This is a genomic window from Vibrio sp. 10N.261.55.C5 (genome assembly GCF_041470505.1).
Lineage (GTDB): Bacteria > Pseudomonadota > Gammaproteobacteria > Enterobacterales > Vibrionaceae > Vibrio > Vibrio crassostreae_C.
Window position 1 is genome coordinate 16,603 of sequence record NZ_JBFRMS010000014.1, and the last position, 14,567, is coordinate 31,169.

A 14,567-nucleotide genomic window follows, 5' to 3' on the forward strand; every position below is an offset into this window, starting at 1 on the left:
TCATAAATGATTCGCCTATTTCTTGCTTTACCGCTAGCGGGCGCGTTGGGCTTAGCGCTGTTTTCTTTCATGGCTTGGATGGTCGATAATGGCCACCAACGTTCACCAGACGATAGCGAGACGTTAAGTTTCAACATGGTAATGGTGGAACAAGAACAAGAAGTTCAAAGAAGACAACGCGCAGTCCCTGAAAAACCAGAAATGCCAGAGCCGCCACCGGAAGCGCAAACGTCTCAGTCACAAGCTGAAGTTACGCCTCTGAATTCGATGTCTTCTTTGCCTTCATTGGATTTGAACACATCCATTGATGGCTTAGCGATTAACGCACCGACATTTTCTGACTTCGGGTCAAACCAACAGGCAATGCCTCTGTATCGAGTAGAACCTCGTTACCCAGCGAAAGCGCTGAAGCGTGGCGCTGAAGGCCATGTCATTATGTCTTTTACCATCGACGAAACGGGACGCCCAATTGACATTCAAGTCACTGACGCAAACCCACGTCGTATGTTTGAACGTGAAGCGATGAGAGCACTTAAAAAATGGAAATATCAACCGAAAGTCGTCGATGGAAAAGCGATAGCTCAGGTTGGTCAAACCGTGAAACTAGAGTTTAAGTTGGCAAAATGATGAAACATATATGGATATTAGTGGGCTTGTTGTTAATGCCCCTTACAACACAGGCACAAGAGCTAACCCAATATACTGCTATTCGTGTTCAAAAGGCGCATAAGCTTGCTCAAGATGAACAGGTTAAACAGGCCATTGACGTACTAGCAGGTTTAGAGCTTTCTAAGGGCTACGACAAAGCGTACGTAGCTCGTATGCTAGGTGTTTTTTACTGGCAAGATGGCAAAACCGATAAGGCGATTAAGCAGCTTACATACGCCGTCGATACCAATTTGCTGGTGGATGAACAAGCTTGGATAACGAAGCGTATGCTTGCGGATCTGTTATTAAACGATCAACAGTTCAAAAACGCGCTTCCACATTACTACGAGTTAGTAAAAACAGCGCCAGAGGCAGAAAAGAAAGACGTGCTTTGGATGCGAATTGCACAAGCGGAATACCAAATCGAAAACTGGTCGAAAGTCCTAGTGGCCATCGGTAATCACGACAAGTTCAATTCAAAACCAGAGTTATCACCTCTATCGCTAAAACTGGGCGCACAGCTTCAGTTAAAGCAGTGGAAACAGTCGATTCCTACACTGGAAAGCTTGATTGAACTTCAACCCGAGAAAGATAACTGGTGGCGTCAACTGGTTGGTATTCAACTTAGGTTAGATCGTAATCGTGATGCATTGAACACGTTAGCACTGGCTGATCTACAAGGTGTTGAGCTGAAGAACTCAGATCGCCGCTTGTTAGCGCAGCTTTACGCGAAACGTGGCATTCCAGAGCGCGCAGCACAAGAAATTAGTAAGTTAGATGATGCGAACAGCGATGTTCAACTTCTGGCTGAGCAAGCAACCTACTGGCAGTTAGCGAAAGAGTGGGACAGTGCTATTGAAGTGTGGACGTTAGCGTCTAGAAAAGACACGCAATATCATTGGAATGTGGCTCAGTTACTGGTTCAACAAGGTTACTACGATCGTGCTCTGGTTGTTTTGGATAAAGTGAAAGACAAGAACAAGCAAGCTGATGTTGCTTTAGCGAAAGTACGTTCATGGTACAAGCTAAAGAATCTTGATAATGCTCTTGCTCAAGCGAAACGTGCGAACAACATTGAGCCTTCTTCTGAGGCAAAAGGTTGGATTAAATATCTGACTCAGCTAAGAACAGTGAGTGATAACGGCAACGTCTAACTGCGAATAGCACAACAGAAGACAAGAGAAAGTAGTAAATAGAAAAGGGTGTCATTTGATGGTTCAAATGACACCCTTTTTAATTTTTGGCGGTTAAAGCTTTTTGAACTTTATCGTTCCAGTACGTCAGTTAAGGCTCGCACATCGTACCGCGGGACGTCGCACTTTGGATTACGCCACTGGTATCAGCAACCCAGTTAATAGTGCAATCACGATAAGGGTTTTTGAATGCGTGTACTGTATAACCTTTGTCTAACGGTTTCTTGGTTTCAATCCAAGCATAGTTTCGAGACGCCCAAAAACTGATAGGGCGTGACCGTTCGGTGAGATAACGTTCTTGTACATCGGTTATGTCTGAACCGATGTATTCTTGAATATGTTCTTCCGTGCTGATTATTTGGCTGGTGCACGCCGTCACTAGCGCAGCAAAAGCCAAAACAAAAATACGCATTTCAAATCCTTTTAAGCTTCATTAGCTATCATCAAACCAGTGATCAAATAGTCCCAACTTTCTATCCTTAAAGCTACGACTGTTACCTTAAACCCATCTCAATCAAGCATGTTGAGATTGAGCTTTTTTGAGCTTTGACCCTGTTATCAATAACCTCTAATAAAACGAATCAAATCCCTTTAGTACACGTTAGCAAGAATATGCATACAGTTCGATTACTTCCCATGTAATGTTATGTAAATTTCCTTACGCCACTCGGCAAACGTAAACAATGTAAATTGAATGCCAATACGAATGATTATCAACTAAATTGTCGCCATAAAATTTATAGGTATTGGTTTGTATGTCGTTAAAAAGTAGGGCGGTTCAGTCATGGGCTCGTCGACTTCATGTTTATATTTCTATGGCGCTTCTGTTCGTGGTTCTTTTTTTCTCAGTAACCGGTATCACCCTGAACCGACCTGAGTTATTTGAATCAAGCCAACCCAATATCCAACGCTCTACGCTAACGCTTCCTACAAGTTTATTTACGGTTCAAGACGGACGTTTAAAAGCTGACGAGACAGCCTTTGAAACGTTTCTGTTCGAAGAAGCCAACCTCTCCGGCGTTCCTTCTGGTTTGGACATCTATGCAGAGATTGAAGATGGTGAGTTGCTCATCGGTGAGGTATCTATGGACTTCAAAGGACCCGGCTACAACGCTTCCGTTTTTGTTGACGTTACGTCTGAGTTTGTAGAAGTCGAAACCACTAATTACGGCGTTATCGCATTGTTGAACGATCTGCATAAAGGTCGTAACAGCGGTGAAGTATGGAAATGGTTTATCGATATCACTGCGCTATTGATGATCTTCTTTGTGCTTACTGGCGTGTGCTTACTGTTACCTAAGAAAAAGACGCTTAATACTTCCATCAAATGGACGGTGTTTGGGTCTGCAATCTCATTGGTTATCTATTTTGTCGCCGTGCCTTAACGCTTGATTCGATTGATGAATCGGATTGAAGAGCGAACTTAAGGTTAAACGGATTTAAAAGGTTGTTAAAAATGAAAAAAATGAACTGGAGCAAGGCGCTTTTTGCTTTATCACTTTTGCCAAGCCTAGGTATGGCACAAGCGATTCCTGATACGGCAAAACTTGATGTGAGCTTCGAGCTTCCAAAGATTGATACCTCTATGTATGCGCGTCCTTATGTGGCGGTGTGGGTAGAGAACAGCGAACGAAAGTCAGTGAAAACCATTGAGCTTTGGGTCGGTAAAGACGAATGGCTTAAGGATCTGCGCAGCTGGTGGAGAAAGGTTGGCCGTTACGATCGTGAACTGGTTGATGCTGTGACGTCTGCAACACGTCCTGCTGGCCAGTACCGTTTCGTGTGGGATGGTAAGAGCGACAGCGGTGAAACGTTAGAACAAGGCGAGTACACGGTTCATATCGAAGTGGTTCGTGAACACGGTGGCCGTAATTACCTTCGCCAAAAAGTATCACTCGCAGATTCAAACATATCTTACGAATTAAAAGCAACGGAAGAGACGGGTGAAATCACCCTGAACTACATCGCTAAATAGCAAGTGCGAACAGTAACTAGTAAGTACGAACTAAAACCAAGCTGAACAGAATAGACAGTGGTCATCGTAGGCTCAGATAGAGCGACACGGCTAACAATTATGAATAATGGAATTGAACATGATGAAACAGACAAAAATCAAAGCACTTGCTCTAGCGGGTGTGATGGCATTCGGCCTAGCAGCAACGACAACGGCACAAGCTCACCCACGTTGGATTTTGCCATCTCACTTTACTGTATCTAAAGAAGGTGGTGATTGGCTAACGTTCGATGTTACTGCGTCTCACGGTACGTTTGTTTTTGATAAGCCTGCTGGCAGCGAAAATGCTCATGTCATCATGCCAGATGGCCGCAGCGAGCGTCCTAACTTCGTTATTCGTGGCAAGCGTCGTTCAATCTTCGACTTCTATTTTGAAGAAGAAGGTACACACAAAGTGGCGATCAACAACCAGCCGTCTTACTACACGCAATACAAAGCGGGTCGCCGTGACACGGTGAAGTGGATTAAAGCAAACAAAGCTGAGCGTGACTCAGTTCTACCTGAAAAATCACGTGACGTGGTAACGCAGATCAGCTTCACTCGTGCAGAAAGCTACATCACGGTAGGTAAGCCAACGGATTCAGTGTTCAAAATTGAAGGCAAGCTTCTAGAAATGAAGCCTGTGACACACCCTTCAGATATCGTTGAAGGCGAACCTGTGACATTCCAGTTCTTCTACAACGGTGAAATCCAGAAAGACGTGAAAGCGGAGATTACTCGTGAAGGTACGCTTTACCGCAACCACCAAGAGCAGATTGATGTGGTGAGTGATGAGAACGGTGAAATCACGTTTACTCCAGACGTAGCAGGTCGTTACGTAATGAAAGCGAACTACAAAGGTGAGTTGATTGACAACCCACTGGCAGACAAAGCAAGCGCGAACGTTCACCTAACGTTCGAAGCGCTGCTTCAATAGTCTGTGATATCGGGGCTAGATCCCTGATTAAGAATCAAAAAAACTTAAGGGCTCATTTGAGCCCTTTACGCTCAGTTTACTTCTGAGAATTTGCACTGTGGCTAGGGTACGAACCATGACAATAAAAACAAAACTTAACGCTTTAATGACTCCTTGCTTAGCATTGGGACTTGGTTTCGCTGCATTACCTGCGCAAGCACACTTTCCACTGATGAGCTGCTGGTTTGAAGGTAAGACTGTTGCTTGTGAAGCGGGTTATTCGGATGGCAGCAAAGCGATTGATTACGCAGTTGAGATGTACGACTACGAAGACAACTTGATTGCAAAAGAGATGACAGATAAACGTTCTATCGTTGAATTCCCACATCCTGACACTGAGTTCTACCTTGTGTTCGATTCAGGTCATGAGTTTCCAGTTGAAGTTGATGTTGTAGAGATCAGTGAAAAATGATGATTCAAAGCGTACGTGCTGATACGGGCGGCAGAGAGGGCAAATGGGTAGGACTGATCATTGTGTTCATCCTTTGCTTTGCAACTGTCGCAATCCCATTTCATCAGGCTGAATCCCACGTTAAAGCAGTGCTTGATCATCAAATTCTAGTGACTGATGTTGAACAAGAAAACTTGGCGATGCTATCAGAGCTGCGTTTAGCGCATGAAGAAATCCGTGACCTGCGCATGGACTCAGATGGTGAATGGCCGAGTGTTGCATCACTTAAAGATGAATGGGTTGCCCCGTTTGTAGAAGATCAGAGTTGGAAGCGCAAAGGTTCTCATGCTTGGGTACTGGACGAGCGTGGTTATTACTTCTCTACTCCAAGTGAACAAGCTACGCCTACCGATCATGGTTTTGCGGATTCCTTTATTTTAAATGCGAACAGCGTTTCTCCTGAAATCTGGATCTTCTTGGGCGGTGTAGCGAAACAGCCCGCTACTTTTGACCAACACACGCTAGAGTCTACGGGTTGGAAAATGGTCGTGAACGAATCAGAAATTGAACAGCATCATGAAAGCGATGCTCACTAATAATAAGAGAATTACTATGCGAATTATGACTCTGTTCATGTCGTTATTAGCGGTGTTCATGGCACCCAATGCATTGGCAAAAGAATATAAGATCGACAGCAACAAGCTGACGATTGGTATCACGCTTCAACCTTACTACAGCTACGTAAAAGCAGTAGTAGGCGACAAAGTGAACATCCTTCCTTTGGTTGATGCCGGCTTTAATCCGCATAACTACTTGCCACAACCGAACGACTTGAAGAGATTGAGCCAGATGGACGCCATCGTGGTAAACGGTATTGGTCACGATGACTTCGCGCTTAAAGTGATTTCAGCCGCGCAACGTGATGACCTAGTCGTGATCGAAGCAAACAAAGAAGTGCCTCTACTTCCTGCTCTTGGTCAGTCTGTTGGTCAAGGTGCCGTTAACCCACATACCTTTGTTGGGCTTTCGACAACAATTCAAAAGGTTTACACCATCGCGAGTAAGGTCTCTAAGCTCGACCCTGACAACGCGGCTTTTTATCGTAAGAATGCACGTAAATACGCAAAGCAATTTCGCTTTATGAAGCGCGATGCGATGTTGTCATTAGGTGAGTTAGATACTTCAGGTATGAAGGTGGCGACCACGCACAATGCGTATGGGTACATTCTGCAAGAGTTTGGTGTAGATGTGGCGGCGGTGATTGAGCCAGCACACGGTGTTGAGCCAAGTGCGAGCCAACTGCAAGATACGATCGAAAAGATCCGCGCTTCGGGCATTGATGTTTTGTTCTATGAGCTCAACATGCCAAATCGCTTTGTTGACACCATTGAAGCGGAAACAGGTGTTCAGCTTTACCGTTTTTCTCACATGACGCACGGCGAATATGCAGACGATAAAGTCGAAGTCGAGATGAAGAAGAACCTCGAGACGTTAATCGAAGCTATGAAATTTGCGGCGGCGAACCAAGCTAAAAGCGGGAACGCATAATGTTAGGTCCATCGATTTCAATCAATCACCTCGGTCTGCAATACGACAACAACGTCATTCTTGACGATATCTCACTAGAACTTAAAGCGGGTCAGTGTCATGTAATCATGGGGCCAAACGGCGGTGGTAAAACTTCTCTGCTGCGCTCTGTTCTTGGCCTTACGCCTTTCTCTGGGCAAATCAATATTCATTGGCCAGAAAAGCCAAGTATTGGTTACGTTCCTCAAAAAGCGACCTTCGAATCGAGCTTGCCTTTGACGGTCATGGATTTCGTGTTGCTTAACCAAACTCGAATTCCGCTATTTTGGCGTCGTAAGTCCAAGCAATTGGATCTTGCATTAGCACAATTGGATCGCGTCGGTATGGCGACACGTAGCGATCGCCGAATGGGACAGTTGTCGGGTGGTGAGCAGCAACGTGTGTTGTTTGCTCAAGCGCTATTGGATAACCCAAGTCTATTGGTGTTGGATGAACCAACGACCGGTATGGATGAACAGGGCGTTCGTTATCTTGAATCGCTGATTCGTGAATGTGTTGACGAGGGTCGCACGATCCTTGCGGTTCACCACGATGTAACCGCAGTACGTCGCCTTGAAGCCAATGTACATGTTGTGAATCGATTCTTGGTTGATAGTGGTCCACATGAACAGGTACTACATCCAAGTAAGATTGAAAGCTTATTCCAGCATTACAGCAGTGGTGCTGCGATGAACAAACCGAAGGAGGTTGCGTAATGGATTGGCTACGACAACTTGCCGTAAGTGGTGTTGAAGCGGGTTGGTTATCTGGCAGCTTCATGTATGCGTTCATGGTCAATGCACTGGTTGCTGCATTGTTACTGGGCCCGTTACTAGGTGGCCTGGGTACTTTGGTGATTGCCAAGCGTCTGGCTTTCTTCTCAGAAGCCGTCGGCCACGCAGCGTTAACCGGTATCGCTATTGGTGTTTTGCTTGGCGAGCCACCAGAAAACCCAATTATTGGTCTGTTTAGCTTCTGTATGATCTTCGCGCTGCTTCTTCACTTTGTAAGAAACAGAACCAATGTGCCATACGATACTTTAGTTGGCGTTTTCCTTGCTTTAGCACTGGCAGTGGGTGCGGCGTTACTGATGTATGTTGCTCGTAAGATCAATATCCACATGCTTGAAAACGTACTGTTTGGCTCGATTCTTACGGTAACAGACCAAGACTTAGCGATTCTCGCAGGTAGTTGCGCGATCATCATCTTGCTCTTGATACCGACATTCAACCGCATTCTCCTGACTTGTATCAGCCCTGATATAGCTAAGGTTCGTGGTTACAACACCAGCTTTTACGATTACTTGTTTGTCATGATGATCACCTTAGTGACAATTGCAGCGGTGAAGATCGTAGGTGCAGTTCTAGTGGGTGCTTTATTGTTGATTCCAGGTGCGACCGCTCGATTGTTAACTAAACGTATGGGGAGCTTTGTTCTCTTGTCGGCATTACTCGCAACCATCGCATGTTTGGTTGGAACCGTGTTGCCTATGGAACTCAAACTGCCAGTGCCATCGGGCGCTTCAATCATCATCGTTTCTGCAACGTTTTTCCTAGCAGCAACGCTATACCGAATTGTAAGAAAGGCGTAATCATGACTTGTTTAATGAATCGTATCGCTAGCTCAGTAAAAGCAACGGCTCAAGTGAGTGTACTTGGTAGTGTATTAATGGCTGGTTCTGTGATGTCACTGAACGTGAATGCAGAAGACATCCTAACCAGTACACCTGTGACTTATGCATTGGCGACAGAGCTAACCAAAGGCACAGACATTACCACCGAATATCTGCCACCAAAGCGCTACGGTATTGATCGTCTGCCAAACTGGTTTGGTACTAAAGGCGCAAGCAAAGTCCTTCAATCCGGCGAAAAGGCGACCGTAGCATTAACGCTGTCATCTATTTGGCAAGCTGATCCTACATTTGTATACGCAAGACAGGGCAATATCCGTTTGGTTGAAGTGGATGCGGCTCAAGCGATTACACCGCGCGCGCAAGGTGTAGCTGCGCTGACGTTATCAAATGGTGAAGTGTCTAAATACGCGTGGTTAAACCCAACCAATCTAACGCGTATGGCGGCAATTGTGGCTGATGACTTTAAGTTGTTGTGGCCGGCGCAAGCTGAGAACATTGATAGCAACCTACAACGCGTGATGCTTGATGTTCGTGAACTGATCAACAAGCAGCAAGCAGTATTGCTCGACAATGACGTAGATTCAGTATTGTTGCTTTCAGAAAGCTTGGAAGATTTCGCCTCTGGCAGCCAACTGTTTGTTGAAGAACGCATGTTCAAAGCTGAACTGGAATGGACAGAGCAGGACAAAGCCAAGCTTAAAGAGATGTTTTCGGAAGATGATGCTCTATGGTTAGTTACAGCGAAAAAGCCAAGCAACTTGATTAAATCATTGGTACCGAATGAGCGTATCTTGGTAGTGGATTCTGTTGATCGTTGGGGCAGAGCGGGAATCAACGCAAAAGCACCGTTTGCCCGTTGGGAAGTGCAGCCATTCAAAGGCTAACCAGCGCGATTAAAAATGGTAGGATCAAAAAAGCAGCCCAATTTGAGGCTGCTTTTTTGTTCTTGTCTGTTGGCTCTGAAAAGAGTGTCAGACAAGAGGACTGCGAGTATAAACTTACTCTGCAGCTTTTGTCTCTTCAGCTTCAACCGTTGCTTCTACTGAACCTTCAGCTTGCTCTTGAGCTGCTTTCGCTTGTTCTTCAGCTTCCATTTTTGCACGGTCAGCTTTAGAGATGTAGCGAGGCTTGTTGCTACTATGCAGTTTAGAATTCGCCTGTTTCTGCTTCTTTTTTAGAATTTGATTGATTTTTTTCTTACGGTTCATTGCTGCATAGCCTTGTATTTAGTTTAGGCGGTGGAGGATAATCATTTTAGCTCTAGAACTCAATATTTACATGGTATTCAGCAAGGAAAATATCACTATGCAGTCAGTCGAGACCGAACGTTTAAGATTAAGAATGATCACACCTCAAGATGCGGCGTTTATTCAACGACTATACAGCTCAGAAGATTTCCTGCGTTACATTGGTGATAAGGAAATCAACAACACTGAAAAGGCTGTCGAGTACATTGAAAACAACATTCTTAAGATGCATGAAGAGAAGGGTGTCTGTTTGTTGATGGTTGAAATCAAAGAAACTTCAACGCCAATTGGTATCTGCGGATTAATAAAAAGAGACACCTTAGCATCGCATGATATTGGCTACGGGTTTGCTCCTGAGTTTTATGGTCAAGGCTTTGCCCAAGAAGCCGCGGAGGCGATAATTGAACAAGCTAAGCAGAATGCTGATATCGATCATTTAGTTGCCATCACTACCTCTGATAACATTCGAAGTATCACACTACTGACTAAGTTAGGCTTTGTGTTCGAGCGAGTTGAAGATGTGATAAGCGAAAGCGTTAATCTCAATCTGTACGGTTTCTCATTAGGTAATTAAAACATGTTCCAACATAACAATATTCTACAAGGTGAGCTCGCAACGGAGTACAAAACCGTTATTGCGATGGTGCACATCTATTGCAAAGATCACCACGGTGAAGTTCGTCAGAATAACGCGTTATGTGAGGAGTGTGAGCAACTGTTGCGTTACGCCGAAACACGACTGGATAGATGCCCTTATGGTGAGGCCAAACCGACCTGTAATAAGTGTCCGATTCATTGCTATAAGCCCGATCCGAAAGAGCAGATGCGTTTAGTCATGCGCTATGCTGGGCCAAGAATGTTACTCAAGCATCCGATTTTAGCGATCAGACATTTGATACATGAAAAGCGAAAAGTGTCTGAGAAGCCACTGTCGAATGTGTCGAACCGCCATATCCGAATGAATAAGAAGTAACTGGCGTTTAAAAGTGGTTGCTGAAGAAACGAAAAAGGTTTGATTGCGCAGACCTTTTTGATGTAGATACACTTCCATCTCAGCTTGAATCTAGCCAAGTAGCCTATGCCGCTTGAGGCTCGTCATAGGTCACTGTGAGGTTGTTGATCCAGCGTCGGCTTAGGTAACGATGAGAACAAATTGCCAGTTTCACCACTTCTTCCACCAACATCAAACCATAGATGTATTTGAAATCCCATCCAGCGACAAACGCGCCGTAAACACATACTGGAATGCCGACCATCCACATTGCGATGAAGTCCATACGAAGGCAGAACGTATTATCACCACCAGCGCGAATGATACCGTTGATGATCACCATGTTCAGCATACGAATCACCACAGCAAAACACATAATGGTCATTGCAGGTGAAGCGAGCGGGTAGAGCGCATCTGTAGAAAGGTTCAGCCATGTTAGAACATGCTCTTTGCCCATAAACAGTAGCAATCCAACAACCGCACCAAAACCAACCACGGCTTTAATGAATGTCAGCCCCATGCTCATTGCGTCATCAAACTCATCACGGCCTAATGAATGACCAAGCAACACTGAACACGCTACCGAAATACCAAAGAAAATCGAATAACACAACGATTCAAACGGTGCGAGCATAGAGAACACGGCAAGTTCCGTTGTGCCCATGTGGCCGAAGATCATTTGGTACGCCATAGTGCCCATTGCCCATAACACGGCATTCATCGTTAGTGGCAAAGCAATACGACGGTAAGATAGCCACAATGATGGACGATGTGGTGAGCTAGGCGTGGTTAACAACCAATGTTTACGCATGCGCATGTAGCTATACATCAAGCCGACTTGAATTGCGCGAGCGAGTGTCGTCGCTAGTGCTGCACCTGCTACGCCCATAGCGGGAATACCAAAGGCACCTTTGATTAGAACGAAGTTAAGCGCAATGTTGAGTGCAATGGTCACCGCGCCTAATAGCAGCGGGGTTACGGTGTCACCTGATGAGCGCATGCTTGCTTCTACCACGACGACAATGTGAGTCAGCAGTAGAACGGGGAAGCCATACCATAGGTAAGTCGCGCCAAGTTCAATCACGGTTTGATCGCTGGTTTGCAACATCATTAAAAACTGAGAACCAAGAGTGATGATTGCAGTAACAGGCAACAGAACTTTTAAGCCAAACACCATCGCGATAGATGATACTGTTCGCGCGCTTTTTCGGTCATTCTTTCCCCAGTATTGAGCGACTAATGTTCCATTTGCTGAGGCCAACCCTGCCATAATCATAATAGCAACGAAGTGCCATTTTGATGCAATTCCCACAGCCGCAGCTGCTTCCATACCATAATCACTGACCATTAATACGTCAGCAAGGGCAAGAATAGCGACAAGCGCACTTTGCAAAGCAACAGGCAAACCAAGTTTAACGATACGAGGTAAGATGCTCTCTGGCTTGTTATTCATAGATGAGTTAGGGTTGATGTTAGTTGTCATAAGTTCTCCGATTTATGGCAGAACTATAGTGATTTGAGCGAAGTAACAACATGTTTAAAAAACAACAAAACCTGTGCAAATCCGTCATTGATTCAATGAGACCAAAATCAACTTGGCATGATGATGTTTTTCTCGCTGAACAGTGTAAAGAACGTTTTTTGACCGTTGAAGATATTCCAGAGATGAAAAGCTTTGGTGTCTATATGGGCGGCATGGCGAAGCTATATGATGGCTACTGGGTTGAGCGCGAATCCGTTAATGTTCATACGTTGATTTTCACTATGGAAGGTGGCGGGATTCTAACAACCGCAGCATCGGTCAAAGCGATTACGCCTTATACACTCGTGGTGCTTCCTGCTGAAACCCCATTTCGTTTTGAACTCGATCCTCAATATAATTATTGGAAAATGGCGTGGATGTTGACGCCTGACACTAAGCAGTGGCAGCACATTGCAAGTTTAGGTCAGGGGGTTGTGCCTTTTGGAGAGTGTGAGCAGATCTGGTCATTAATGAACTTGGTTTACTTTGAGATAGGCGGCAGAGCCAGTTACCGTAAGTTACTCTTGAGTGAGATTATTCGAACGTTGACGGGGTTTGAGCCTAAGTCGACCAGCACCACTGCACGTGTTCAAGCGCTCTTTAACGAAATTGAAAGTAGTCTGCACCAGCCATGGACAGTGGCAGGGATGGCCGAAAGAGTGTTCATCAGTGAAGAGCAGCTCAATCGAGTCACCAAGACGCTATTTAACCTGTCGCCACGCAGTAAATTGATTCAATTACGCATGGATAAAGCCACCAGCCTGTTGAAATATCAAGATTGGTCAGTTTCTATGATTGCTAATCGCTTGGGCTACAAAGATCCTTATAACTTTTCGCATCGCTTCAAAAAGCATTTCGGTTTATCACCAAGCCAATACCGTAAAAGCCATCGAGGTCGCGGTTAGCATCTTGCACGATGAAATGAGAAGTGTGGGAGAAGAAGGTTACATATAGGCATGAGTTGAAAAGGGCCCTTCGCTTAGACATGAAGTCTTAACTCGGAGCCCTAATGACACGCATCTAGTGTCTGTCTATTTAAGCTTACTCGCCTGCAATCTGTAGGTGAGAGCGCTTTAGGCTAGCAATCAACATGTAGATCGTTGTAGCAAGTAGAGACGCGAACAGGTAAGTGAACAATCCTGCTTGTGAATCCATAAAGCTGTCTGCAACGATTGGTCCCGCAACAGAACCGATGCTGTAGCAAAGTAGCATGATTTGAGTCACTGACACCAAGTAGCTTGGGTCAAGGTTACGGCAACCTAAGTTAATCGCGATTGGGTATAGCGCAAATGTGGCCATGCCTAATACGAACAAGCTCATGCCTAGTACGTAGAAATCGTGATTGATAGTCAGCACACCAATGCTTGCAACCCCTAGCAGGCAGAACAAAGCCATTAATAACACTTGTCCTACGTGGTGAGATAACCAAGTCACCATCGGCTGTACAGCCATACCACCCATGATAACCAAAGCCATCAAACCACCAATGTCTTCGTGTGCAATGTTACGTTGAGCAAGTTCAACTGGCATCAAGCCGTAAATCGCACCTAGCGTTAATCCGGAAACAATGCAGCCAATTAGCGCGCTGTGGCTTAATTTGCTGATCTGCTTTAAAGACAAAGATTGCGCATCGTGGATCTGTGGTGGAGTTGCTTGTCCGTACATCAGCACAATGATCGCACCAAACAGAAGGGTGAACATTGCGATGAAAGGTACGCCACCAGTAATACCTAGGTAACCGATACCAAGCTGACCAACTGCAGAACCGCCGTACAGTGAACACATGTAGATAGCGAGACGTTTTGCGCGTTGTGACTCGTCACCGCTCATTAGCCAAGACTCTACAATCACGAAGATACCTGCAACCGCCACACCAGCCACAAAGCGAGCTAGTAGCCATACTGCTTGGTGTGGGATCAATGGCAATACAAGGATCGTTGCGATGAACACACTCAATGCGATGACGAACGCATCTTTGTGGCCAACACGCGCAATGGCACGTTCAATCAATAATGTACCAGCCAGTAGACCTGCATAGAATGCACTCGCTAACCAACTCGATAGATCTTTGTCTAAGCCATACTCAGACAGCATTAATGGTAATGAACTCATTAAGTAGCCTGAAGCGATCGCGTAAAAAGACAATGCAATAACAGGAACAGTTATGCGAGTTGTTGGTTGGATGTTGTCCAATGCAGGAGCCTCTGATAGTAAAAGAAACGATGAATTTTCCGCGACTATGGGGGAGAAACTGAATTGGGTAAAACAAATAAAAATGGTCGTTAAGATAAAAGAAATTTATCGACCAACTAAACTAAAATACGGTTGCGATATTTGGTGGTTTGGCGAGATTTTATGCGGGCAAAAAGTCGTTAAGCCGTTGTTCATTGGTGGTTTAATTTAGAAA

19 protein-coding genes are annotated in these 14,567 nt (G+C 45.1%); 15 read left to right on the forward strand and 4 right to left on the reverse strand.

Going from position 1 to position 14,567, the window contains the following annotated elements; genetic code table 11:
- The first annotated feature begins 6 nt into the window (after nt 1–6).
- Both AB4263_RS07225 and AB4263_RS07230 read left to right on the forward strand, forming a co-directional pair.
- The gene (locus AB4263_RS07225) at nt 7–627 is read left to right on the forward strand and encodes an energy transducer TonB (protein ID WP_008219721.1); all 621 of its coding nucleotides are present in this window, start codon (nt 7–9) and stop codon (nt 625–627) included.
- Nucleotides 624–1,802, forward strand: a complete 1,179-nt coding sequence (locus tag AB4263_RS07230) for a lipopolysaccharide assembly protein LapB (protein WP_102320786.1) — start codon at nt 624–626, stop codon at nt 1,800–1,802. The genes AB4263_RS07225 and AB4263_RS07230 overlap by 4 nt, the downstream gene beginning before the upstream one ends.
- A 130-nt stretch (nt 1,803–1,932) precedes the next feature.
- On the opposite strand, the gene AB4263_RS07235 is transcribed toward AB4263_RS07230, so the two are convergent.
- On the reverse strand, nt 1,933–2,253 hold the full coding sequence (locus AB4263_RS07235) for a hypothetical protein (RefSeq protein ID WP_372097985.1): 321 nt from the start codon (nt 2,251–2,253) through the stop codon (nt 1,933–1,935).
- Between the two features lie 343 nt (nt 2,254–2,596).
- On the opposite strand from AB4263_RS07235, the gene AB4263_RS07240 reads away from it, so the two are divergent.
- The 9 genes from AB4263_RS07240 (at nt 2,597) to AB4263_RS07280 (ending at nt 9,284) form a co-directional block, all read left to right on the forward strand.
- A complete protein-coding gene (locus AB4263_RS07240) occupies nt 2,597–3,226 on the forward strand; it encodes a PepSY-associated TM helix domain-containing protein (protein ID WP_017062546.1) in 630 nt (209 codons plus the stop codon).
- A gap of 71 nt (nt 3,227–3,297) precedes the next feature.
- A complete protein-coding gene (locus AB4263_RS07245) occupies nt 3,298–3,816 on the forward strand; it encodes a DUF2271 domain-containing protein (protein WP_372097986.1) in 519 nt (172 codons plus the stop codon).
- A gap of 118 nt (nt 3,817–3,934) precedes the next feature.
- Nucleotides 3,935–4,771 (forward strand): DUF4198 domain-containing protein, encoded by an 837-nt coding sequence (locus tag AB4263_RS07250; RefSeq protein ID WP_017062544.1) that lies wholly within the window; start codon nt 3,935–3,937, stop codon nt 4,769–4,771.
- Between the two features lie 115 nt (nt 4,772–4,886).
- Nucleotides 4,887–5,222, forward strand: a complete 336-nt coding sequence (locus AB4263_RS07255; protein WP_017062543.1) for a hypothetical protein — start codon at nt 4,887–4,889, stop codon at nt 5,220–5,222.
- Nucleotides 5,219–5,797 (forward strand): DUF6162 family protein, encoded by a 579-nt coding sequence (locus AB4263_RS07260; protein WP_029235381.1) that lies wholly within the window; start codon nt 5,219–5,221, stop codon nt 5,795–5,797. Before AB4263_RS07255 ends, AB4263_RS07260 begins: the two co-directional genes overlap by 4 nt.
- Nucleotides 5,798–5,813: 16 nt before the next feature.
- Nucleotides 5,814–6,749 carry a metal ABC transporter solute-binding protein, Zn/Mn family gene (locus AB4263_RS07265; protein WP_372097987.1) on the forward strand — a complete coding sequence of 312 codons (936 nt, stop codon included), beginning with the start codon at nt 5,814–5,816 and terminating at the stop codon, nt 6,747–6,749.
- Nucleotides 6,749–7,483, forward strand: coding sequence for a metal ABC transporter ATP-binding protein (locus AB4263_RS07270; protein WP_372097988.1), 735 nt, complete (start codon nt 6,749–6,751; stop codon nt 7,481–7,483). The genes AB4263_RS07265 and AB4263_RS07270 overlap by 1 nt, the downstream gene beginning before the upstream one ends.
- On the forward strand, nt 7,483–8,358 hold the full coding sequence (locus AB4263_RS07275) for a metal ABC transporter permease (protein ID WP_372097989.1): 876 nt from the start codon (nt 7,483–7,485) through the stop codon (nt 8,356–8,358). Before AB4263_RS07270 ends, AB4263_RS07275 begins: the two co-directional genes overlap by 1 nt.
- Before the next feature lie 2 nt (nt 8,359–8,360).
- On the forward strand, nt 8,361–9,284 hold the full coding sequence (locus AB4263_RS07280) for an ABC transporter substrate-binding protein (protein WP_372097990.1): 924 nt from the start codon (nt 8,361–8,363) through the stop codon (nt 9,282–9,284).
- A gap of 114 nt (nt 9,285–9,398) precedes the next feature.
- Here the strand turns inward: AB4263_RS07280 and AB4263_RS07285 are convergent, their stop codons facing one another.
- Nucleotides 9,399–9,608 (reverse strand): DUF2986 domain-containing protein, encoded by a 210-nt coding sequence (locus AB4263_RS07285; protein WP_017060973.1) that lies wholly within the window; start codon nt 9,606–9,608, stop codon nt 9,399–9,401.
- Between the two features lie 97 nt (nt 9,609–9,705).
- On the opposite strand from AB4263_RS07285, the gene AB4263_RS07290 reads away from it, so the two are divergent.
- Together AB4263_RS07290 and AB4263_RS07295 are read left to right on the forward strand one after the other, a co-directional pair.
- On the forward strand, nt 9,706–10,221 hold the full coding sequence (locus tag AB4263_RS07290) for a GNAT family N-acetyltransferase (protein WP_136978234.1): 516 nt from the start codon (nt 9,706–9,708) through the stop codon (nt 10,219–10,221).
- 3 nt (nt 10,222–10,224) lie between these two features.
- Complete coding sequence (locus tag AB4263_RS07295) at nt 10,225–10,620, forward strand: nitrous oxide-stimulated promoter family protein (protein WP_017064560.1); 396 nt, start codon at nt 10,225–10,227, stop codon at nt 10,618–10,620.
- Between the two features lie 103 nt (nt 10,621–10,723).
- Here the strand turns inward: AB4263_RS07295 and AB4263_RS07300 are convergent, their stop codons facing one another.
- Nucleotides 10,724–12,121, reverse strand: coding sequence for an MATE family efflux transporter (locus AB4263_RS07300; protein ID WP_372097991.1), 1,398 nt, complete (start codon nt 12,119–12,121; stop codon nt 10,724–10,726).
- 50 nt (nt 12,122–12,171) lie between these two features.
- On the opposite strand from AB4263_RS07300, the gene AB4263_RS07305 reads away from it, so the two are divergent.
- Nucleotides 12,172–13,065, forward strand: a complete 894-nt coding sequence (locus AB4263_RS07305; RefSeq protein ID WP_372097992.1) for a helix-turn-helix domain-containing protein — start codon at nt 12,172–12,174, stop codon at nt 13,063–13,065.
- Between the two features lie 136 nt (nt 13,066–13,201).
- On the opposite strand, the gene AB4263_RS07310 is transcribed toward AB4263_RS07305, so the two are convergent.
- Nucleotides 13,202–14,353, reverse strand: a complete 1,152-nt coding sequence (locus AB4263_RS07310; RefSeq protein ID WP_029235229.1) for an MFS transporter — start codon at nt 14,351–14,353, stop codon at nt 13,202–13,204.
- Here AB4263_RS07310 and AB4263_RS07315 point away from each other — a divergent pair.
- Nucleotides 14,325–14,564 (forward strand): hypothetical protein, encoded by a 240-nt coding sequence (locus tag AB4263_RS07315; protein WP_017060129.1) that lies wholly within the window; start codon nt 14,325–14,327, stop codon nt 14,562–14,564. The genes AB4263_RS07310 and AB4263_RS07315 overlap by 29 nt on opposite strands.
- The last annotated feature ends 3 nt before the right edge of the window (nt 14,565–14,567 follow it).

What these genes read in the sequence shown, in the direction of transcription:
- AB4263_RS07225 (WP_008219721.1), top strand. Translation starts at nt 7, where the DNA reads ATGATTCGCCTATTTCTTGCTTTACCGCTAGCGGGCGCGTTGGGCTTA.
- AB4263_RS07230 (WP_102320786.1), top strand. Translation starts at nt 624, where the DNA reads ATGATGAAACATATATGGATATTAGTGGGCTTGTTGTTAATGCCCCTT.
- AB4263_RS07235 (WP_372097985.1), bottom strand. Translation starts at nt 2,253, where the DNA reads ATGCGTATTTTTGTTTTGGCTTTTGCTGCGCTAGTGACGGCGTGCACC.
- AB4263_RS07240 (WP_017062546.1), top strand. Translation starts at nt 2,597, where the DNA reads ATGTCGTTAAAAAGTAGGGCGGTTCAGTCATGGGCTCGTCGACTTCAT.
- AB4263_RS07245 (WP_372097986.1), top strand. Translation starts at nt 3,298, where the DNA reads ATGAAAAAAATGAACTGGAGCAAGGCGCTTTTTGCTTTATCACTTTTG.
- AB4263_RS07250 (WP_017062544.1), top strand. Translation starts at nt 3,935, where the DNA reads ATGATGAAACAGACAAAAATCAAAGCACTTGCTCTAGCGGGTGTGATG.
- AB4263_RS07255 (WP_017062543.1), top strand. Translation starts at nt 4,887, where the DNA reads ATGACAATAAAAACAAAACTTAACGCTTTAATGACTCCTTGCTTAGCA.
- AB4263_RS07260 (WP_029235381.1), top strand. Translation starts at nt 5,219, where the DNA reads ATGATGATTCAAAGCGTACGTGCTGATACGGGCGGCAGAGAGGGCAAA.
- AB4263_RS07265 (WP_372097987.1), top strand. Translation starts at nt 5,814, where the DNA reads ATGCGAATTATGACTCTGTTCATGTCGTTATTAGCGGTGTTCATGGCA.
- AB4263_RS07270 (WP_372097988.1), top strand. Translation starts at nt 6,749, where the DNA reads ATGTTAGGTCCATCGATTTCAATCAATCACCTCGGTCTGCAATACGAC.
- AB4263_RS07275 (WP_372097989.1), top strand. Translation starts at nt 7,483, where the DNA reads ATGGATTGGCTACGACAACTTGCCGTAAGTGGTGTTGAAGCGGGTTGG.
- AB4263_RS07280 (WP_372097990.1), top strand. Translation starts at nt 8,361, where the DNA reads ATGACTTGTTTAATGAATCGTATCGCTAGCTCAGTAAAAGCAACGGCT.
- AB4263_RS07285 (WP_017060973.1), bottom strand. Translation starts at nt 9,608, where the DNA reads ATGAACCGTAAGAAAAAAATCAATCAAATTCTAAAAAAGAAGCAGAAA.
- AB4263_RS07290 (WP_136978234.1), top strand. Translation starts at nt 9,706, where the DNA reads ATGCAGTCAGTCGAGACCGAACGTTTAAGATTAAGAATGATCACACCT.
- AB4263_RS07295 (WP_017064560.1), top strand. Translation starts at nt 10,225, where the DNA reads ATGTTCCAACATAACAATATTCTACAAGGTGAGCTCGCAACGGAGTAC.
- AB4263_RS07300 (WP_372097991.1), bottom strand. Translation starts at nt 12,121, where the DNA reads ATGACAACTAACATCAACCCTAACTCATCTATGAATAACAAGCCAGAG.
- AB4263_RS07305 (WP_372097992.1), top strand. Translation starts at nt 12,172, where the DNA reads ATGTTTAAAAAACAACAAAACCTGTGCAAATCCGTCATTGATTCAATG.
- AB4263_RS07315 (WP_017060129.1), top strand. Translation starts at nt 14,325, where the DNA reads ATGCGAGTTGTTGGTTGGATGTTGTCCAATGCAGGAGCCTCTGATAGT.